Below are 21,151 nucleotides of genomic sequence, written 5' to 3'. Positions count from 1 at the left end.
GTGAAAAAAGAAACACAGCCAAAGCATACACACACGATCACCTCAGGTGAGGTAACCTATACATTTTTAGCAACCGGCGATCTTTACGACATCCGTTCCGAGCACACGATGATCAATCAGTGGAACGGGAACGTGATTGACGGATCATTAAATAACCTGTTTTTACGTATCCATTCAGAAGGCACAATCAAGTGGAGTCCGATGCTCGGTGTGAAGGCGCCGGGAACAGTCTCTTTCGGGGACGAAGCGGTTGAGTGGAACGGGACGTTCGAACAGGTCGAATACCGGGTCACTTTTTCCCCGGATGATTCAGGCACGTGGTTCTGGACGGTGGACCTTAAAGGAAACGATGCAGATGTGGACGTGGTCTATGGACAGGATCTCGGTCTTGGTGCACCTGCCATGGTCCGTACAAACGAAGCGTACGCCTCCCAGTACATCGACCATCGCCCGTTCGAAACAGCGGATAAAGGCTTTGTGATTGCAAGCAGGCAGAACCAGCCTCAGCCGGGCGGCAACCCGTACATGCAGCAGGGCTGTCTCACAGGTGCAGATGGCTACGTCACGGACGGCTTTCAGTTTTTCGGCTTGAGCTATAAAGAAACGGACGAGCCTGAGCTGTTAACGAAGGACACGTTTCCGAATGAAAACTACCAGTACGAATTCGCCTATACCGGTCTGAAATCCGGTCGGGAGCCGCTGAACGGCAGCCGTAAGATCGTTTTTTACGGCATGTTCAAGGACAATCACCCGGAACCGGTGAAGGAGCTGGAATTTCAGGATCAGCTGGAGGCAGCTTGGGAGCGCGTGGAGAACAAAACGTTCGAGTTCATTGAAGCGAAGACAGGCCCGGTAAGCCCGCGGACCGGAAAAAACGTCCAGACGTACCCTCTCACTTCAGCGGAAGTAGATGGACTTTTCCCGGAAAAACGGTTTGAGGAGACTTCGGGAGAAAAACTGGCGGCGTTTTTCACGCCAACCCACGAGCATGTTGTTTTTCCTGCGAAGGAGCTTCAGGTCGAGCGCTCCCACGGGCACATTCTTCTGACCGCTGATCACGGCGCTCAGGATCAGGAACTCATCACCACGACGTCCTACATGACGGGGATTTTCAATGCGCAGATTGCGGTCGGGAATACGTCAATCAACAAACTGATGACGAACCCGCGAAATGCGCTGAATATCCCGAAAACGTCCGGCCAGCGTATTTACATTGAAAAAGGCGGCAAGTACTGTCTTCTTGCCATGCCGTCCGTGTTTGAAATGGGCTTTAACTACGCTCGCTGGTACTATAAAACCGGGGACGATCTGATTGTGGTTACCAATTTCACCACGGTTCGTGATGCAGAAGTAACGCTGGAAATTGAATCGAAGCAGGGAAAACAGTACCGTTTCCTCGTAACGAATCAGCTGTCCATGGCCCCTAACGAATATGAACTGCCATTTTATATGGAGGAAAAAGACGGGGCTTACGTAGTGACAGCCGGCGAAGAGGCCCCGAGCCGTGAGGTGCATCCTGATCTTGCCTACAAACTGCGATTTGATGTGCCGTCAGTACTGACCGATGAACAGGCTCTCGTGACCGGACTGGAGCAGGAAACCGCGTCGCTCGCTGCCTTTGAGCTGGATGCCGTTTCGAAGTGGCGCCTGACGATTGCCGGAAGTGTGTCCGGGAAGTTTGATCGCGCCGGAGAAAAAGACTTCCAGCAGGAGAAGGAGAGCTACGGCCGGTATGTGAATGAGCTGATGAACGGGTTTAAGCTCAAGCTTGACGGTGAGCAGAACGGGGACGTGGAGAAACTCAACACGCTCGCGTGGTGGTATACGCACAACATGCTCGTTCATTACGCCGTGCCGCACGGGCTCGAGCAGTATACGGCAGCAGCCTGGGGCACGCGTGACGTGTGCCAAGGGCCGGCGGAGTATTTTCTTGCGATGCAGAAGTACGACCGGGTCAAAGACATTGTGAAGACGGTGTATGCCCACCAGTATGAGGATACGGGCAACTGGCCGCAGTGGTTTATGTTTGACGAGTACACGACCGTCCAGCAGGAGGAAAGCCACGGTGATATTATCGTCTGGCCGCTCAAATTGCTGGCAGATTACATGAAAACGACAGGTGACACGGCGATTCTGCAGGAGGAACTGCCGTTCACGGCTCGCAGCAGCAAGCAGTTTACCGGCCGGAAGTGGACGCTTCTGGATCACGTGAACAAGCAGATTGACTATATTAAAGCGAACTTCCTTCACGATACTTTCCTGTCTTCCTACGGGGACGGCGACTGGGACGACACGCTCCAGCCGGCGAACCAGGAGCTCAAGCAGTATATGGTGAGCAGCTGGACAGTGGCGCTCACATACCAGTCGCTCGCCCGTCTTGGTGAGATGCTTGAGGAAGCAGAGCTGGAAGAAGCTTCGGAAGTGAACCGCCTCGCAGAAGGGGTTAAAAAGGATTATAAGAAGTTTCTCCGTGACGACAAGGTCATTTCCGGATTTTTATATTTTGCAGATAAGGAAAACCCTGAAAAAATGGTTCATCCCTCTGACAGCAAAACCGGGATCGAATACCGGCTTCTGCCGATGACCCGCAGCATGATCAGCGAGCTTTTTGATGAAAATGAAATGAAAGAGCATTACGAGCTGATCAGAGAACATCTTTATTTTCCCGACGGTGTGCGCCTCATGAACAAGCCTGCCCGCTATGACGGCGGTGTGAGCAAGCACTTCAAGCGTGCCGAGCAGGCCGCGAACTTCGGCCGGGAGATCGGTCTTCAGTACGTGCACGCCCACATCCGTTTTATCGAAGCGATGGCCAAAATCGGCAAGGGCGACGTGGCGTGGAACGCGCTTAAGGTGATTAACCCGGTGGGCATCACCGATGCAGTGCCGAACGCGGATGTGCGTCAGAGCAATGCCTACTTCAGCAGCTCCGACGGAAAGTTCAATAACCGCTACGAGGCGGCTGAGCAATTTGACCAGCTGAAAACGGGCGACGTAAAAGTGAAGGGCGGCTGGCGCATCTATTCCAGCGGTCCGGGAATCTATCTGAACCAGCTCGTATCGAACGTCCTCGGTGTCCGTGAAGAAGGGGACATGGTGATTTTTGATCCCGTACTTGATGTGGGTCTTGACGGTCTTGAGTTGGAGTTTTCAGTCGGCGGGCGTCCGGTGACGGTCAAGTATCACCTGTCCGGTGGCGAGCCGGTAAACGGCAGGGTCGAGGTCAACGGGGAAGCGGTGGCTTCGGAGCCGCTTGCGAACCGCTACCGAGACGGCGGCATGAAAATCAGTAAAACACTGATTTCTTCTGACGAAAAAAATGAAATAGATTTGTTTGTGTAGTAAATTGGTAGTAGGAAGTTTCATCTTGATCGGGTGACTTTGCAGAAATATTACAGGGGGGAGGTGAATCCATGGCTACAATTAAAGATGTGGCAAAAAGAGCAGGCGTGGCGGTCTCGACGGCTTCTTATGCGCTGAGCGGCAATAAGAAGATCAGCCGGGCAACGAGCGAAAAGGTTCTCGCCGCAGCCAAAGAGCTGAACTACAGGAAAAACGGTATGGCGATGGATTTGAAAAAGAACAAAACGAAAACGATCGCCCTGATACTGAGCGACCTGACCGGTCCGTTCTATTCGGAGCTGATCCGGGGCGTTCAGGAGCTGGTGCTGGAGAAGGGGTACGACCTGATTGTGTGCAGTTCCTACGGGGACGAAAGTTCAACGGCTGTGAAGTTTCTGCGGGAAACGCGGACAGACGGGGTGATCCTCCTTGCTCACAATATCGAGAACAGCTTTATTCAGGGTTCTGCGCGGGAGGGCTTTCCGATCATCGTGCTCGACCGTTACGTGACCGGCGACCCGAACATTATCAGTATTAATGTGAACAACGTGAATGGCGGATTCAAGGCGACGGATTACCTGCTCCGGCAGGGGAAAAAATCCGTAGCGTTTATCAGCGGCCCGTCGAATTCGGTGGACAGCCAGGATCGTCTCGCCGGCTATCTTGATGCCCTGAAACACCATGGACTGACTCCCTTTTCCAAGTGGATTCTGAACGGAAAGTTCACGCAGGAGGGCGGCTATCAGGCAACGAAAATGCTGATTCACCAGGGGGAAATGCCCGAATCGATTTTCTTCGCCAACGACGAAATGGCCATCGGCGGCCTGGAGGCCCTGAAGGAGAACGGAATTCGCGTGCCGGACGACGTGGCGATCATCGGCTTTGATGATATCCAGCTGGCACCGTACCTGTCGCCGCCGCTGACGACCATGCGCCAGCCCAAATACGAGATCGGCAAACTCGCCTCACATGTCATCTTTCAGGTGCTCGAAGGGGTGCGGGTGAAGGAGAATTATTCCTTTGATACGCAGCTCATTGAGAGAGAATCAGTGAAGTAGGCGTGTCGTTTGGGCATGTTAAGTGGGGACGGTTCCTGATTTGCATTTAGGCAGGTTGTCATTTGGGGACGGTTCTCGCTTGGCATTTAGCCTGAAATAGGAAGGGCACCTGTAAACCTATATATGATTACGACAATAACCCAGCCCGGCACTGATGTGCCGGGCTGGGTTATTTGGGTTGTTTATTAAAAATGTGAAGCAAGAACCGTCCCCATTTCACAAAAAATCAAACAATTCTAAAAACACTGTTGACAAAAACGAACAATAGTAACATAATCGAACATATAAGATGTTCAAAATTAACAAAGAGCGGTGTTGCATATGTTACCACTGGAGAGAAGAGCCTGGATCGAGCAGATGGTGCTCGAACAGGGAAAAATTGATATTGAGAACGCTTCAAAGTCACTTGAAGTTTCAGCTATGACGATCCGTAGAGATCTGAGAGAACTTGAGCAGGAAGGCAAAGTCGTCAGAACCCATGGCGGCGCCATTTCCTCACAGTCACTGACAAAAGAAGCGAACTACGCTGCCAAGGAATCTCAGAATAAAAAGCAAAAGCAGGAAATTGCTCTACGGGCAGCAGCAATGGTGGAAGATCACTCCACGATCATTCTGGATTCAGGTACCACTACATTTGAACTTGCTAAGCAACTCTCATACAGGGAGAACCTTACAATTGTGACAAACGATATTAAAATTGCAAGCGAGCTGATGGGCAGTAAGAACAAAGTGATTGTGACAGGCGGGGAGATGCAGATGGAAACTGGATCACTCCTTGGAACGGCAACGCAGCAGCTGCTGAAGGCCATTCACGCCGATGTTTTTTTCCTCGGTGCTCATGCAGTCGATTACAATCACGGTGTTTCGGCCCCAACTTTTGAAAAGGCACTGATCAAGCAGATGATGAAGCAGGCGGCACAGACCACCTGGCTGCTGGCTGATCACAGCAAGTTTGGAAAGCGGGCTTTTGCCAGCGTATGCAGACTAGAGGAGATTGGGGGGGTTATTACCGATTCACAGGTTCCCGAAGCAGCAAGAAGCAGTTACGAAAATAAAGTACAGGTTCTATGTGGAGGTGTATAGCCTTGAAAATTGGTGTGATTGCAGATGATTTAACCGGCGCAAATGCAACCGGGGTCAAGCTGGTGCATCAGGATATAAAGACAACCACGATCATGCGGAATTCGCCCCCTCCGTCTAACGAGGACACAAAGGCTCTCTGTATTGACACAGACAGCAGATACTGTAAAAAAAGCGAAGCGGCAATAAGAGTGAAAGAAGCCGCCCAGACCTTAAGGAACTGGGGCGTCGACCTCATAGCAAAACGAATTGACAGTACAATCAGGGGAAACATCGGCAAGGAACTGGATACCCTCCTGGAAGAGATGGGCGAGAAAAGCGCAGTCATCGTTTGTCCGGCGTATCCTGATTCCGGCAGGACAGTGGTGGATGGCAGGCTGTTCGTTCATCGAGTACCGCTGGAGGAGACCGATGTGGCCAAGGATCCTGTTTTCCCTCTTCTAAGTTCACAGGTCCAGCAGATCATCCGGACAAGCCACCGTGAATCAGTGATCGATTTGAACATAATTGAACAGGGAACTGAACAGCTTGCTTCATTCCTTCGTTCTCAGCTTGATAATGGAAGCAGAGTAATCTTCTGCGACAGCCGCACCGAAGAGCATGTCAGGACAGTGGGCCAAGCGATGGCCAGAATTAAAGGAATACGACTGATCCCCGCTGATCCCGGTCCACTTACAAATGAATATGTAAGGGCTTTGAGAAGCAGGTACAGCGGACAGATCCTTGTTTCCGTAGGGAGCGCGACGGAAGTAACCCGAAATCAGCTTCGCTACTTTATGAAGGAAACCGGTACAGAACCGTTGTACGTGGATTCCGAAAAACTTGCTTCCTTAACTGTGAGCTGGGAGGAGGAAGTGACCCGCGTAGTGACTAAAGCACTGCAGCATTTCAACCGTGCCCCGGTCATTCTTGTGACGACAAACAGGGAAAACAGTGAGCGTCTTAATTTGAAATCGCTTGCAGAACGAGAAAACACATCAGACGCCATACTTGCAAAACGAATTACGCAGGGACTGGCAGAGATCTCGAGGCGGCTTATCACCTCGCCTGTATTTACGATCAAAGGCTGCTTTTTCAGCGGGGGTGACGTGACCTGTTCATTTTGTGAGGCAGGTGGTGCAAAAGGCATAAGCCTGAAGGGAGAAGTATCACCACTCGTAGCCTACGGTCATTTATTGGATGGTTCATTTGACGGCCTCCCTGTCGTCACCAAGGGCGGTATGGCAGGAGATAATATGACCGTACTCAAAAGCGTGGAATTTCTTCAGAGTCTTACACATCAAACAAAGGAGTGTTTCATATGAAAAGAGATATTATTGCAATACCAATGGGAGATCCGGCAGGAATAGGTCCTGAGATCACGGTTAAAGCACTTAAAAGTAAAGAAATCTATGATTCCTGCGCACCGCTTGTGGTAGGAAATACAGCTGTACTTGAAAAGGCCCTCACATATACGGAAACGGACCTGCAATTTAATGAAATCCAGCATCCATCAGAAGGTAAGTACGAGCTTGGGACAATCGATGTTCTCAACTTTGACAACCTGGACTCAGACAATCTGAAAATGGGGGAAGTCCAGGCACAGGCAGGACAGGCTGCTTTCGATTATATTAAGACGTCAATTGAACTTGCCATGAACGGGGATGTCTCTGCCATTGCGACGACACCAATCAATAAAGAATCACTGCAGGCCGCCAAAGTCCCTCATATCGGACACACGGAAATGCTGGAGGAACTCACCGGGTCGACTGATCCCCTCACCATGTTTCAGGTAAGAAACATGCGGATCTTTTTCCTCACCCGTCACCTATCCCTGAAAGATGCCATCGGGCAAATGACCAAAGAGCGTGTGCGTCATTACCTTCACCGCTGTGATGAGGCCCTTCAGAAACTTGGTGTGGAGGACAGGCTGATTGCAGTTGCCGGATTGAATCCCCACTCCGGGGAAAACGGGCTGTTTGGACGGGAAGAAGTGGACGAAATCGGACCCGGCATTGAGGCAGCTGTCCAGGAAGGTCTGAAAGCCGTTGGTCCAGTGCCGGCAGATTCTGTCTTCCATCATGCCCTTAATGATAAATACGCAGCAGTTCTTTCCCTTTACCACGACCAAGGGCATATCGCCGCAAAAATGACAGACTTTGAGCGGACAATTTCGATTACGAATGGGCTTCCGTTTCTCAGAACATCGGTTGACCACGGTACTGCATTTGACATTGCAGGAAAAGGAATTGCCAGCAGTGTGAGTATGGAAGAGTGCATCAAACTTGCAGCTAAATACAGCCGATCATTTTATAAAGCCGTAAATGAAACTGGGGGATCACGATGACACAAACGAAACCGATGATTGGAATTACACTGGGTGATGCTACGGGAATTGGATCCGAACTGGTGGTGAAATCCCTTCAGAATCAGGAGATTTTAGAAGCTGCCACCTGGTTCCTTGCCGGAGATAAGAGAGTTCTCCGGCAGGGGGAAGAGTTTGCCGGGATGAAGCTGAAGGTCACAGAAGTGGAAAGCTTCGAGGAAGTGAAACACAACAGCGGGGTGATTTACTTTCAGGATCTGAAGAATTTAAGTCCGGAAGATTACGAGGTTGGCACGCTGTCCCCTCATTCCGGAAAAATGACAGGAGAGACACTTGCTTTCATTCTTAAACTGGCAAAAGAAAAGAAAATCGACGGTGTGATGTACGCCCCGTTGAATAAGGAGGCCCTTCACCGGGGCGGCCATCATTTTCAGGACGAGCTGCATTACTTTGCAGAGCTGCTCGAATGCAAAGAAGGGTTCAGTGAAATCAATGTGATGGATGATTTGTGGGTGACCCGGTTAACGTCCCATATTCCAATAAAGGATGTCAGTAAAAACATCACCAGGGAGAAAGTCGAACAGCGTATCGCCTTTGCGCATGACACACTGAAAAAGGCGGGCATCGCCAATCCTAAAATTGTTGTATCCGCTCTCAATCCCCATGCAGGGGAAGGCGGCATGATCGGTACCGAAGAGATCGATACGATAATTCCGGCGATCGAAACCATGAAGAGCAAAGGATACCGGGTGGAAGGTCCTTACCCTGCAGATACACTGTTCCTGAGACTGAACAAGGACCCGTTTGACTGTCTGCTTGCCATGTACCACGACCAGGCTCAGACAGGGATGAAAATGCTCGGATTTAACCGGGGCGTGACGATGAGCGGGGGGCTTCCCGTGACACTCACAACGCCTGCCCACGGTACGGCATTTGATATTGCCGGCAAGGGTAAAGCGGATCCTGGTGCTACGAATGCAGCGTTCAGAATGGTTTTAAGGATGTCATCTGATAGAAAAGTGAAAATCTAAAGGGGGATTTATCATGAAGAAGATGCTTGATAAGAAAAAGTCAGTTTTTGTAAGCGTTGCCATGGGTGCTGCTGTTCTTACAGCCTGTGGGGGAGCAGAGACAGATGGAGCAACGGAAGATGCTGCCGATTCGTATCCGGAAAGGGAAATCGAGGTTTATGTTGGCCATGGACCGGGTGGCGGAACGGATAACTTCGTTCGCACCATCACGAATGAAATGGAAGACATTATTGATGGAAACTTCAACATCATCAATCAGGAAGGGGGATCCGGTGTAGTTGCCATGCAGAATGCAATGCAGCAGAACCAGGGAGACGGTTATACGCTGATTGGGGATTCAGCCTTTGCTGTTACGACAGCAGCAGGCACAAACAGTTACGGTCTTGACCAGGTCGTTCCAATTGCCCGGATTCAGAGTGATATCTATGCCATTCAGGTACTGAGTGACGAGTTCGACTCGATTGAAGATCTGGTGGCTTACGCCGAAGAGAATCCCGGTGAAGTGAATCTGGGGGCCGTAGGTACAATGGGGATCGATGAAATTACGGCAAGACGGTTTATTAATGCGACCGGTACGGATATGAACTATATTCCGATGGAAGGGGCAGGCCAGATGCACTCCGGTCTTCTCGGGGGACATCTTGATGCTATTCTTGAGGAAGTAGGTCCAACGGTTTCCTATATCGAGTCAGGCGATTTTCAGCCGCTTGTATTCTTCTCCGAAGAGCGTCTCGATGACTTTGAAGATGTACCGACGACTGTCGAACAGGGCTGGGATCTGACTGATGGTGTGGAGCGGTATCTCATGGCCCCTGCCGATACACCGGAAGCGATCATTGAAAAACTTGAAGATGCTGCCCGTCAGGCAATGGAAACGGAAACTTACCAGGAATACGCAGCAAATAACTACCTTGATCTTCGTGACGGATGGATGGGCGCAGAAGACTTCAAGCAGAAATTAGAAGAAGACATTGAAATCTACGAAGAAATTATTGCCGAAATTGAAGGCGAGTAAACACATGACAGTTGGAAAGGAGGAGGCCAGAACTCCTCCTTTCTGTAAGGAGTGGGGAAAATGAAAGCCAATATCATCCTTGCTGTAATCACAATTTTATTTGCGTCCTTCTTTCTCGTTCAGGCTTTTCAGATGCCGTCAAGAGCCAACCCGGGCACAGTGGGTCCTGCCGGGTGGGCAATCATGGTACTGACTTTCATGCTGGTGATGGGCATCATCCTGCTCGTAAAGGAAGTCTGGGTGATGAAAAAAGGAACTGCTGATGCTGCAGAAACAGATAAAACAGAGGAACAGACAGAAACTGTCTCTCCAGGCAAGTCGGCAGGAACGTTAAGCCTCAAATACCGGCATTTTTACATTCTTGCAGCCATCGCCGTTTATATTATGCTCCTTCCCATACTCGGCTTTGTCGTAGTGACGCCGCTTTTATTCTTTTTTATCGCCTGGCTGCTCGGGATGGGGAAAATAGTGAAAGTTGCGATCATTTCACTTGCCAGTAATGTCGCTATTATTCTTGTATTTATTCACGTATTAAACATTCCTTTTCCAAGGGGAACTGGCGTCTTCCGGTCTATCAGTTTCCTGATCTATTAGTATGTATTTTCCTAGAAAGGTGGAGTCAAGATGATAGAAGGCATACTCTTGGGTTTAGAGAACATCATACAGCCTATCCACCTGCTTATTCTGTTACTGGCTTTGTTTGTTGGTTTTCTCGGCGGGGCTTTACCTGGAATCAGCGGGACGATGCTGGTTATTATCCTGTTGCCGATTTCCTATGGTCTCGGGCCGATTCCAGCTTTTATCCTGCTCACCACGATCTATGCAGCCTCTGTCTTTTCAGGCCTGATCAGTGCCATTCTGTTCCGGACGCCGGGTACGCCTGAGGCGGTGGCCACCGTTCTGGACGGCTATCCGATGACACAGAAAGGGCTCGCCGGGAAGGCACTGGGCATTGGTATTTTCAGTTCCGCAATGGGTGGAATCATCGGAACACTGTTTTTAATCACACTCACACCGCTACTTGCGGCGTTTGCCCTGAATTTTTCCTCACCTGAGTACTTTGCGCTCGCGGTTCTCGGTTTAACTGTCGTTGTCTCCCTAAGCGGCGGGAAGCTGATTCTCGGTTTTATCGGGGTGGCATTTGGTTTATTCATTGCCTCTGTCGGAATGGATCCGCTGTCAGGATCCCAGCGTTTCACCTTTGACTCTCTTTATCTCGTAAGCGGTATTGATTTTATTCCTGTACTGATCGGTTTGTTTGCCATCTCCGAGGTCATGCGGAGAAGCAAAGAGGATCACACAATCAAACAGGAAATGAAAAAAGTGAAAACAAAGGTGTTTGATAAGGAAATTATCAGCCGTGTAAAATATACGATTCTACGTTCGTCCCTGCTCGGAATGTCAGTCGGTATTCTGCCTGGTGTTGGTGCGACCACAGCAGCAATGCTCAGCTACAGTGAGGCTACACGCTGGTCGAAAAATCCCGAACAGTTCGGTACAGGGGTACCGGAAGGGATTGCCGCACCTGAATCAGGTAATAATGCGGCTGCCATGGGGGCCATGGTTCCCCTGCTTTCGCTGGGGATTCCGGGAAGTGCAACCACGGCTGTTATTCTCGGTGCCTTTATTATGCACGGACTGCAGCCGGGACCAATGCTGATGACGAACGAACCGTCACTTGTTTATACGATCTTTATTGCTCTTTTGCTAGTAAACGTTTTGATTATTGTGTTTGCCAAACCGTTTATCAGCCTTTTTTCAAAGATTATGAAAGTTCCTTACACTGCGCTGGGACCGTTTATTATCATTTTCTGTATCATAGGTACCTACGCGGTACGGAACTCTGTCTTTGATATCTGGATTATGCTCCTGTTCGGGATCATAGGCTACTATTTTGATAAACTGAAATTCCCACTGGCAGCGATTATTCTCGGTGTGGTGCTGGGGCCAATCGCGGAAGTGGAATTCAGAAGAGCGCTGCTCATGTCAAACGGCGATATTACCATCTTTTTGACCCGACCGATCAGCGCCACCCTCATAGGACTGGCCGTACTCGCCCTTCTGGTTCCACTTATCAGCGCCCTGATGAAGAAAAAGAAAGTGTAAAGTGGGGACGGTTCTCACGTGGCATTTAGCCCGAAATGGGAAGGGCATCTGTAAACCTATAAATGACTACGACAATAACCCAGCCCGACATATTAGTGTCGGGCTGGGTTATTTAGATGTTTATTAAGACATGTTAATAAAGAACCGTCCCCAATTCACATGCCCGCTTTACATTCTGCTGCTGAGCATCTGTGTCCAGTAGGTGGGGGATGGGGAGCCGGAGTCGCCCCGTGCCACGTATCCTGCACCCATGTAAATATAGTGCGGGCGAAGGAGGTTGTCGCGGTGGCCGGAGCTGTTCATCCAGCCCTCCATCGTGGCGAGTGGAGTCCAATATCCGGCTGCAATATTTCCCCCGGGAGTAGTTCTAGTGATCTTTTGGTCTTAAGCCCACTCTAAAAAATAAGACTGCCCCTAAAGGCAGTCTTTCGTCAACTTAAAGTGGTGACCATGAATAGTATTCTCGGTCAATTCCGAGAAAGTGATCCTGACCTTCCCAGACAGCATAAGAATGAAAACTGGTCTGGCGATAAACCTGAGGAGCATCTCCGTGTTCATAATTTACTCTGTACACCTTTGCTGCACTGGAGTTAGTAAAATTGGAGGAAATCAGCATTGAAGCAACTCCGATGCCTACCACTAGTCCCCATACACTCGGAACAAGTGAACCTATAATTATGGCAAGAGTACCAGTGGAATAGGTGCCAATCGCATTATTAAAATGAAGATCCGTCCATCCGGTACTCACTGAAACCCACGGGCCGCCGGGGTTGGAAATTTCTGTCCAGCTGCTGAGAGGAGCAACATTCTCATCGGAAGCAGACGAATCCTTTTTAACATCTTTATTTTTATGCTCTACTGTATGGCGTTCACCATTAATGAGGAATGTTTTTTCATCAATTTGTTCAACAACCTCCGCATAACCTTCAGTTGATGCCACTTTTACGTCAGAGTCAGGTGTGCTATAAATAATAATTTCTTCACCATTCACATAAGCGGCCTTTTCAAGATGCACATCCGGATTTTCACTTACTTCCTCAACTAGTCTTTGGTTATCGGCAGAAAGCTCTGTCATATTTGTAAACGAAGGGCTTTCAACAGATGCTTCCACCTTTTCTTTTTCTTCAGCTGTCATTTCGGACAGAGAATTTTCCTCTGTGCTGGGGCCATTTGCAACAGTAACCGCCGGCAATACAGCTTGAAACGCCATGGCAAACAAAGCCACCATCATTACATATTTTAGTTTGGTTAACATTCTAACGCCTCCTCTAGGATTTTGAAAATTGAACTGGATCTGTTTTAGGGTTCATAAGGCAGGTCATAAGGTTTGTTGACATCGTCACTGACTAGAACTTTTGTTACTTCGGAAGAGTGAAAAATGAGGCTCCCAAGAATGGTCAAGACCGAGATGGATAAGGCCGTGACGATATGACATAGTTTTTTCAAATTTCTCACCTCCGAAAGAGAATAAATTTCTATTATGTGTTTGTGATTAGTGACTATGATAAAGGCGCTAACAAAAGAATGAAACCAGATATAAAAAGATTTATATTTTTCTGTTTTTGTAGAACTTTTAGGTTATGATGGAAAGGTAAAAAATAGAAAATAAGAAAGTTGGCGTACTATGGGGGCAGAAGAACTGGGTCTTGAGATTGCAAATCAGCGTAAAAAAATGAATTTCACTCAGGCCGAACTGGCTAAAGGTATTTGTTCGCAACCCGCTCTGAGTGTGATTGAAAAGGGGGAAGTGAGTCCGACTCTTGAAAATCTTTTTTATTTTTCTCTTAAATTAAATAAATCGGTAGATTATTTCCTCCAGTATTTAATCGAAGATAAGGATCCTGATCATATAAACCGAGTGATTCAAACGATTGAAAAGTTAACTGTGGAACAGAAGTACAGGGACATTTATCAATTGGTGGATAAGGAGTCCGAGTCAGTCAAAGAGGGTACTGGAGGTTCGTGGTTCTATCTTTATCTAAAGTGGTATCGGGCAGTAAGTACCTATCATCTTAAACTGTCAGATGAGGAAGAAACGCTGATCAACTTGAAGGAATTACTAGGGGAAAAGTATAGTCTAATCAATAAAAAAGATTTCCTGTCTGTGAAAATTTATAATACTATTGCATTTATACATGCAGAAAACGGGCGGGAAAAAGAAGCACTGATTAACTTCCAGAAAGCTCTCAATACTGAACTGGCATACATGGAGAACCGTATCCCTACACAGGACCCGAATATATACCGGATTAGGCTATACTATAATATAGCCAAAACGCATTACGATTTAAAGAATTTTAATGAAGCAAAAGAATGGATCAATAAAGGTATTAGGCAATCACGTAAAGAGGAGAATATGTCCCTGCTCGGAAATCTCTATTATTATTTGGGGCAGTGTCTTGAAAAGGCCGGCAGTTCACCAAATGAAATATCTTCAGCTTATCGAACTGCCCGAGATATTTTCGCTTTTCTAGGACGGGATCATTATCTTGAAATACTGTCGAACCTTAAAGAAGAGTATTTAGATCCTATGGAAAAAGTGTAAAGCTTTCTTACACAGTCAAATAAAGGGTTATGTCAAAGCAGGGACGTTTATCACTTTGTATTTTGAGGTGTTTAACTACTATAGTCTTGGCCGCAATACTCTCTACAGGGTATTGCGGCTTCTTTAATGTCAAGGAAGAACCGTCCCCAATTAGCATAACTTGCATGAAACCTTCCCTCCGCTCCTTCGTAACCAAAGAAATAAGTAAGAACGGAGGGAGACCATGGCGGACGCAAAAAAGTGGTCAGATGGCAGCGGACTTGGCATCGGTGTAGCGCTCGGGATTGTGTACGGCCTTCTCTTTGACAACCTTGCTCTTGGCCTTCCGATCGGTATAGCGATTGGACTGGCGATCGATGCAGGGAGGAAAAAGAAAAAAGATGAGGAATAGTGCAATTTGGGGACGGTTCCGGCAAGGCGTAACATCCACATATCAAAATGCAAAACGAGAACCGTCCCCAACTTACAAAAAGGAGGTTGATGAATGGTGAATGCAGATGTTAAAGCTGACAAAGGAAGCCGGATGCTGCTGGGGAAGTGGGTTAATAAAGATGAGAAGGGCCTGGCCGACTGTCTGTTTGAGGCTTCTCCTTCTTTGCTCGCTTTCCGGGAGGTTGGGGCCAAGCCGGTCTGGAAATCACCGCTGGAAAGCAATAATTACCGTGAATATCGTGATGATTTTCTGGATCATTACGACGCGGGGCAAAGCAAACAGTTGGTGGACACGATCCGCCAATACTGGCCGTCCGGCGGACCGGTATGGGATGGGCTGGCTGTCATCAAAGGACGGGCGGGTATTGATGGCTTTATTTTAGTTGAGGCAAAAGCGAACATCCCGGAAACGAGCTCGAAATCAACGGCAAAGGCACCTGCGAGTATTGATAAAATTGAAAGCACCCTCCGTATGGTGCAGGCGGAGTTCGGCTCCCGGGCCGCTCTGAAAGTCTGGACTCAGCATTACTACCAGTACGCCAATCGCCTAGCCTACCTGTATCTCCTCAACAAGAAACTCAACATTCCCACCTGGCTCATCAACGTGTATTTCATCGACGACGACTCTCATAGGGAGACAACCCGAGAGGAATGGCACACCCATCTGACCCACATGTACCAGACCCTTGACATCAGCCACAGCACCGCATTGGCCGGCCAGACCGCAAACCTCTTCCTCGAAAGCAAGGTAAAGTAGGGACGGTTCTCACGTTACATTTTGGTGGCTATTACCCGATAAATCCTGACCGCAGTGCTCCTTATGGTGCTGCGGCTTTTTGTGTGTCGCGTCAAGACAGTCCTTTATAACAAATGCAAAACGAGAACCGTCCCCACTTAACATTTTTGCGGCGGATCCGCATAAACATCTGATTAGCAGCCGCGCAGTGCTGCTGCCTTGTTTTTATAAAGCTGGAGAGGGGGTGGAGGAGATAGGCGAGAGTGCGGGTGTTGTTAAGGAGAAAGTGAATGGTAAGGCGGTGACCTCCCTGGTGCTTGGGATTGTGTCCCTGATTCTTCCGTATGTGGGACTGATTACAGGGATCATCGGAATTGTGCTTGCCAAGTCGGCACTGAAGGAGATTAAAGTGTCTTCAGAGGGGGGGAGGGGGCTGGCTGTGGGTGGCCTGACGTGCAGCATAATTGCCACAGTTCTGTACGCCATTATGGTCGTCCTGTTTATTCTTTCACTCGGCTGGGCAACCATATATTAAGTGCAGGCAGCAAGAACGATGCCTCTAACCTGATCAGTAAGACAGAACTACAGGAGACGCAGTGTGAAAAACATCATACGCTTCAATTCGCCGTCCAGCCATGGCTGAGAACGGCTTTTTATCATATATGTAGATTAAAAATACCGCTGCTTGACGATACGTGCTGACGCAATTGACTACATGGAAAATGTCATGTGGGAACCGTCCCCAAATCACATTCCCAAATCAAATTTCGCCAGGTGATATACTAGAGAACAGCGTGCAAAGTGGGGACGGTTCTCACTTTGCAAAACAAGAACAATACCCTTTTTGAAACAAAATTTTAATTATTCTATTAATTTATTGGTGTTTCGTTTCAATCCCAGGTATACTCAAGTCAAAGGACACGGGCGGAACAGAGATTCGGGCTCTTTTACAGGAAGGGTTCAGGATCGTCGCGCCAGGCTGTTTTTCCAGCCCAAGGTCCGGCTGAAATCGAAAGGAGGCGCTGACTGATGCTGTTCATCGGAATTGACGGAGGCGGAACGAAAACTGAAGGGGTGGTAACTGACTTAGAGGGAAACGTACTTTCCCGGAAATTTACGTCGTCAACGAACCCGAGCGCGAGCACAATCACCGTCTCCGTAAAGCGGGCAGGAGAGCTGACGGCGGGGCTTCTTGCCGCACTTCCTTCCTATGGGAAGAAGAATGTTTACATATTTGCAGGCATTGCCGGGCTTGGCAGAAAGAATGACATTTCCCGCTGGACCACGGAATGGGACAGGCAGGCGCCGGATCTTTTTGGCGAACATGCAGCACGCATTCAGATCACCGCTTCTCACGACGGAGTGACCGCTCTCTATAGCGGCACCAGAGGGCAATCCGGTGTGGTGACTATCGCCGGAACCGGCTCTTTTTCCTACGGGATTAATCAAAAAGGGGAGGAAGGGCGCTGTGGGGGATGGGGCTACCTGGCCGGTGACCCGGGAAGCGGCTTTGCCATGGGCCAGCGGGCGCTGCAGCATGCGCTTCGTGAACTGGACCAAGGTTATGGGGAACTGTCCGGACTGACTTCCACGATCCTCGATCGAATAAAGTGTGCCGATCGCGACGGGCTCCTCACCTGGGTGTATGGGGACCCGGCGGAAGGCAGGACAAGAGTGGCAGGTTTGACTGGAGCCTTGTTCAACGCTGCTGACGCAGGGGACACGGGGGCTGCCCGGATCATAAAAACCGAAGCCCGGCACCTTGCCGACCAGAGCAGCACATTGATCCGCCGGCTGTTCGCCGACGAGATGGCCAGCGGAAATACCGTACGCCACGTACTGGCAGGGGGGCTGTTTAACCGGAACGACTGGATTGCGCCGGTACTCGAAGAAGAATACCAGAGGCAGAACCTAAGTGTAGTTAATGTTTTTCCTGCGTGCACACCGGCTGAAGGCGCGGCTGCTTTTTTGCGCAGGGAGGCTGGTTTGGAGTAGGAGTTACCTGGTCAGGAAGGAGGCGCTCACATGACCCGGGCAATCGTTTTTAAAAATGCCACTCTCTATACACCCGGGAGGACGATCCGCGATCCTTATATGAAAATAACAGATTTGGGACAGATTGCGTCTGTCGGTTTTGCAGACGATCTTGATGCGCGAGAGGAAATCCGTACAGTGACATTCAGCACCCCTGCGCGCATCGTTCCCGGCTTCATTGATCTCCATATCCACGGGGCGGCCAATGCAGATGTGATGGACGGAACGGAAGAGGCGCTGGGAAAAATGCAGCGAGTCCTTCCTGCAGAAGGGAGCACGTCTTTTTTAGCCACTACCCTGACCCAGACACCGGAGGAAAAAATGAAAGCGCTCAGGGTCTGCCGCCGCGTTTCGGAACAGACGGATCGAACTGGGGCAAACCTGCTTGGCGTGCACCTGGAAGGACCATTTATTTCAGAAAAACGGGCTGGTGCACAGCCGGCACAGTTTATCAGGAAAGCGGATATTGCTTTATTTGAAAAATTTCAGGAGGCTTCAGGCGGCCGGATCCGTCTTGTCACTATTGCACCGGAAGAAGATGAGGAAGGGCTGGTGGAATTTTTGCACGAGTCGGGGGTGATCCCTTCCATCGGGCATTCGGATGCTCACTACGAAGAGGTGGTCCGCAGCATTGAGCGGGGTGTGCGGCACGCGACGCACCTGTTTAATGGGATGCGGGGCATCCATCACCGGGACCCGGGAACCGCTGGCGGCGTTCTGCTTCATGCCGAAATTGCGGCGGAGGTCATCGCCGACGGCATCCACATTGCCCCGTCAATGTTGAAGTTCGCCTACAGGCAAAAAGGGGCGGATGGAATCATCCTGATTACGGATGCGATGAGAGCCAAAGGAATGGGCGAAGGAACCTACCAGCTTGGAGGCCAGGACGTGACCGTCAAAAACGGACAGGCGACGCTCGGGGACGGCACGCTTGCTGGAAGTATCCTGAAAATGAATGAAGCAGTCCGGAATATGATTGCATTCACCGGCTGTTCGTTTGAGGAAGCAGTCCGGATGGCCGCCTTTAACCCGGCAAAACAGCTGGGTATTGAGGGGGAAAAAGGAAGTCTGGACGCGGGGAAGGACGCAGACTTTGTGATTTTGGATGAAGACTTTGAAGTTCTGGAGACATATGTGGCCGGCCGGAAGGTATATGGATAAGGGAGAGGGGGAGAAGCGATGGAGCTGCTGATTGTAGATGATGCTGAAGAGATGAGCGAAAAAGCAGCATCTGTACTTTATGATGTCATAGGGGAAAAGCAAAGAGCAGTCCTCGGTCTCGCTACTGGTGGGACCCCTGTTCGGACCTATAAGATCCTTTCTTCACGTTTGAATCGTGCAAAAAAGCCCCTCGACCATGTGCATACAGTGAATCTTGACGAATATATCGGTCTCAGTCCATCGGATCCGAACAGTTACCACAGCTATATGGAAAAGCATTTGTTTCAGCATACGGCTATTCCAAAGGATCAGACACACCTCCCAGATGGGATGGCAGAGGATCTTGCTGCTGAATGCAGAAGGTATGAGCAGCTGATAAACTCGCTGGGTGGGACGGATATTCAGCTGCTGGGAGTTGGTAATAACGGTCACATCGGTTTTAATGAGCCGGGTACGCCCTTTAACCAGTCCACTCATGTCATTGACTTGGTGGAATCGACGAGAAAAGCCAATGCCCGTTTTTTCCCCAGTCTCGATGATGTGCCCCGCCGGGCGATTACGATGGGAATCTCCACAATTATGAAAAGCCGCCGGATTCTGCTGATCGCTTCGGGAAAAGGGAAAGCGGATGCCCTGAAGGAACTCTTCAGCGGCCCTCAAACCGAAAAAGTACCGGTCACCGCCCTCCAGTCCCATCCCCAGGTACTCGTCATCGCAGACAAACAAGCCGCCTCCAAAATGTGATGTGGGGACGGTTCTAGCGTTGCATCTTCTAATGTTTTGGTTTGGAAGAATAATAGATACAGCTAAGACCGCAGCACGATGCTGCGGTCTTAGCTGTATTTAAACTATGTCACGTGAGAACCGTCCCCGCTTTACCCCCGCTTCACCCTGAGATGTTGACGAGAACGGCGGTGGCAATCCCAAAGTAGATGAGAAGGGACAGGATATCATTGATGGTCGTGATAAGCGGACCGGACGCGATGGCAGGGTCGGCTTTGAGCTTGTAAAGAATCAGCGGGATGATTGTTCCGGCAAGGGTCCCGATGATAAGTGTCAGAAGCAGTGAGCTTCCGACAACGAGGCCGAGGGTCATATCCCCCTGCCAGAAATACGCGATAATTGTAATCAAAATTCCGCATGCAATTCCGATATAAATCCCTACCCGCAGTTCCCGAAAGATAAGGCGGGCCACCTGAGGGAAGCTCAGATCTTCAGATACGAGACCGCGGACAACGACGGCCAGTGACTGGGTCCCGGTGTTCCCGGTCATTCCAGCGATCATCGGCATAAAGAAGGCGAGTGCCACTACAGCATCAAGTGTATCTTCAAATCCGCTGATGATCCCGCCGGACACAAGGCCAACAAAAAGAAGAATGACGAGCCACGGAAGGCGGCGGGAGGCTGCCACGAGCGGCTTCGTATTAAAATCAATCGATTTACCGGAGGCGGAAAGCTTTTCGATGTCCTCGTTTGCTTCCTGAATCACGACATCAATCAGGTCATCAACCGTGATAACGCCTGCGAGTGTGTCATCTTCCGTTACAACAGGGAGGGAGACAAAGTCGTACCGGCTGATGATTTTCGCCGCTTCCTCCTGGTCCGTGTTGACGTCCACTTTGACGACCCGGCTGTACATTACGTCTTCAATTTTTTCCTGGGCATCACCGAGAAGCAGATCCCGGTATGATACAACGCCCACGAGCTTTTTTTCCTCGTCAATCACGTAAAGGTAGTTGAGGTACTCGGCGTACTCAACGAAATCCTTCAGCTTTTCCACCGCTTCCCCGATCGTGAAGTGCTTTCTGATCCACACGTACCGGTTGTTCATGATTCGTCCGGCCGTTTCGGCGGGGTATTCAAGAAGGCTTTGTACGACTTCTGATTCTTCATCCTTCATTTCCGTAAGAATCTCTTCCATCTTGTCTTCATCGAGCTCCGACATGAACGAGGCGAGCTCGTCGTTTTCCATCAGATCGAGCACCTTTGTGGAACGCTCGACACCGAGCTTTTGAAGAACATCGAGGCGGTCATCCATTTCCAGCTCGTTCATAAGTTCCGTCAGCTGCCTGAGAGAGAGGTAGGAAAGGTACTTGTATTTGTGTTTTCGCGGCAGTTCATTGTACTGCCAGAACATATCATACGGCTGCAGCTCATCCATAATCTCCTGAAAGGCCCGTTTCTTGCCCTCCTGAAGCACCTGGATGATCGCGAGCTGAATTTCATTTTCAGTCATATCTATCGGCATCCCAATCGCTCCAATCCGATCAAAATAGCGCTACTATCTAACAATAGAACTAAGCAGG

General features: G+C 49.5%; 19 protein-coding genes. 16 read left to right on the top strand and 3 right to left on the bottom strand.

The genetic code is table 11. The features are described 5' to 3' along the window. The 9 genes from CR205_RS16425 (at position 1) to CR205_RS16385 (ending at position 11,937) form a co-directional block, all read left to right on the top strand. The gene (locus CR205_RS16425; protein ID WP_236634873.1) at positions 1-3,342 is read left to right on the top strand and encodes a GH36-type glycosyl hydrolase domain-containing protein; all 3,342 of its coding nucleotides are present in this window, start codon (positions 1-3) and stop codon (positions 3,340-3,342) included. Between the two features lie 71 nt (positions 3,343-3,413). After that, positions 3,414-4,400, top strand: a complete 987-nt coding sequence (locus CR205_RS16420; RefSeq protein ID WP_110521230.1) for a LacI family DNA-binding transcriptional regulator — start codon at positions 3,414-3,416, stop codon at positions 4,398-4,400. Positions 4,401-4,721: 321 nt separating this feature from the next. Next, entirely contained in the window at positions 4,722-5,483 is a 762-nt protein-coding gene (locus CR205_RS16415) for a DeoR/GlpR family DNA-binding transcription regulator (protein ID WP_110521229.1), read from the top strand. A gap of 2 nt (positions 5,484-5,485) precedes the next feature. Further along, positions 5,486-6,784, top strand: a complete 1,299-nt coding sequence (locus CR205_RS16410; protein ID WP_161524818.1) for a four-carbon acid sugar kinase family protein — start codon at positions 5,486-5,488, stop codon at positions 6,782-6,784. Further along, positions 6,781-7,806 (top strand): 4-hydroxythreonine-4-phosphate dehydrogenase PdxA, encoded by a 1,026-nt coding sequence (gene pdxA, locus CR205_RS16405; RefSeq protein WP_110521227.1) that lies wholly within the window; start codon positions 6,781-6,783, stop codon positions 7,804-7,806. The genes CR205_RS16410 and pdxA overlap by 4 nt, the downstream gene beginning before the upstream one ends. Next, entirely contained in the window at positions 7,803-8,816 is a 1,014-nt protein-coding gene (locus CR205_RS16400) for a PdxA family dehydrogenase (protein ID WP_110521226.1), read from the top strand. Before pdxA ends, CR205_RS16400 begins: the two co-directional genes overlap by 4 nt. 13 nt (positions 8,817-8,829) lie before the next feature. Next, entirely contained in the window at positions 8,830-9,831 is a 1,002-nt protein-coding gene (locus CR205_RS16395) for a Bug family tripartite tricarboxylate transporter substrate binding protein (protein WP_110521225.1), read from the top strand. A 60-nt stretch (positions 9,832-9,891) separates the two neighbouring features. After that, the gene (locus CR205_RS16390; protein WP_110521224.1) at positions 9,892-10,425 is read left to right on the top strand and encodes a tripartite tricarboxylate transporter TctB family protein; all 534 of its coding nucleotides are present in this window, start codon (positions 9,892-9,894) and stop codon (positions 10,423-10,425) included. Between the two features lie 30 nt (positions 10,426-10,455). Then, positions 10,456-11,937 carry a tripartite tricarboxylate transporter permease gene (locus CR205_RS16385; protein WP_110521223.1) on the top strand — a complete coding sequence of 494 codons (1,482 nt, stop codon included), beginning with the start codon at positions 10,456-10,458 and terminating at the stop codon, positions 11,935-11,937. Positions 11,938-12,105: 168 nt separating this feature from the next. Here the strand turns inward: CR205_RS16385 and CR205_RS16380 are convergent, their stop codons facing one another. After that, positions 12,106-12,312: a CAP domain-containing protein gene (locus tag CR205_RS16380; protein WP_110521222.1), complete on the bottom strand. Its 207-nt coding sequence runs from the start codon at positions 12,310-12,312 to the stop codon at positions 12,106-12,108. A gap of 61 nt (positions 12,313-12,373) precedes the next feature. Further along, positions 12,374-13,192 carry a hypothetical protein gene (locus tag CR205_RS16375; RefSeq protein WP_110521221.1) on the bottom strand — a complete coding sequence of 273 codons (819 nt, stop codon included), beginning with the start codon at positions 13,190-13,192 and terminating at the stop codon, positions 12,374-12,376. Positions 13,193-13,561: 369 nt separating this feature from the next. On the opposite strand from CR205_RS16375, the gene CR205_RS16370 reads away from it, so the two are divergent. From CR205_RS16370 to nagB, 7 genes are all read left to right on the top strand, one after another. Next, on the top strand, positions 13,562-14,482 hold the full coding sequence (locus CR205_RS16370) for a helix-turn-helix domain-containing protein (RefSeq protein ID WP_110521220.1): 921 nt from the start codon (positions 13,562-13,564) through the stop codon (positions 14,480-14,482). A gap of 223 nt (positions 14,483-14,705) precedes the next feature. Beyond that, entirely contained in the window at positions 14,706-14,873 is a 168-nt protein-coding gene (locus CR205_RS20440; protein WP_201745403.1) for a hypothetical protein, read from the top strand. Between the two features lie 93 nt (positions 14,874-14,966). Next, complete coding sequence (locus CR205_RS16365) at positions 14,967-15,671, top strand: hypothetical protein (RefSeq protein ID WP_110521219.1); 705 nt, start codon at positions 14,967-14,969, stop codon at positions 15,669-15,671. Positions 15,672-15,894: 223 nt separating this feature from the next. After that, the gene (locus CR205_RS16360) at positions 15,895-16,185 is read left to right on the top strand and encodes a DUF4190 domain-containing protein (protein ID WP_236634871.1); all 291 of its coding nucleotides are present in this window, start codon (positions 15,895-15,897) and stop codon (positions 16,183-16,185) included. Between the two features lie 494 nt (positions 16,186-16,679). Then, positions 16,680-17,645: a BadF/BadG/BcrA/BcrD ATPase family protein gene (locus CR205_RS16355; protein ID WP_110521218.1), complete on the top strand. Its 966-nt coding sequence runs from the start codon at positions 16,680-16,682 to the stop codon at positions 17,643-17,645. A gap of 30 nt (positions 17,646-17,675) precedes the next feature. After that, a complete protein-coding gene (nagA, locus tag CR205_RS16350) occupies positions 17,676-18,845 on the top strand; it encodes an N-acetylglucosamine-6-phosphate deacetylase (protein ID WP_110521217.1) in 1,170 nt (389 codons plus the stop codon). 18 nt (positions 18,846-18,863) lie between these two features. Next, a complete protein-coding gene (nagB, locus tag CR205_RS16345; protein ID WP_110521216.1) occupies positions 18,864-19,589 on the top strand; it encodes a glucosamine-6-phosphate deaminase in 726 nt (241 codons plus the stop codon). Between the two features lie 142 nt (positions 19,590-19,731). Here nagB and mgtE read toward each other — a convergent pair whose 3' ends face one another. Then, positions 19,732-21,093 carry a magnesium transporter gene (gene mgtE / locus CR205_RS16340; protein WP_110521215.1) on the bottom strand — a complete coding sequence of 454 codons (1,362 nt, stop codon included), beginning with the start codon at positions 21,091-21,093 and terminating at the stop codon, positions 19,732-19,734. Between the last annotated feature and the right edge of the window lie 58 nt (positions 21,094-21,151).

Origin of the sequence: Alteribacter lacisalsi, assembly GCF_003226345.1 — a bacterium.
Lineage (GTDB): Bacteria > Bacillota > Bacilli > Bacillales > Salisediminibacteriaceae > Alteribacter > Alteribacter lacisalsi.
The sequence above is the reverse complement of the archived record's forward strand: the minus strand, read 5'-3'. Positions and strand labels throughout refer to the sequence as shown.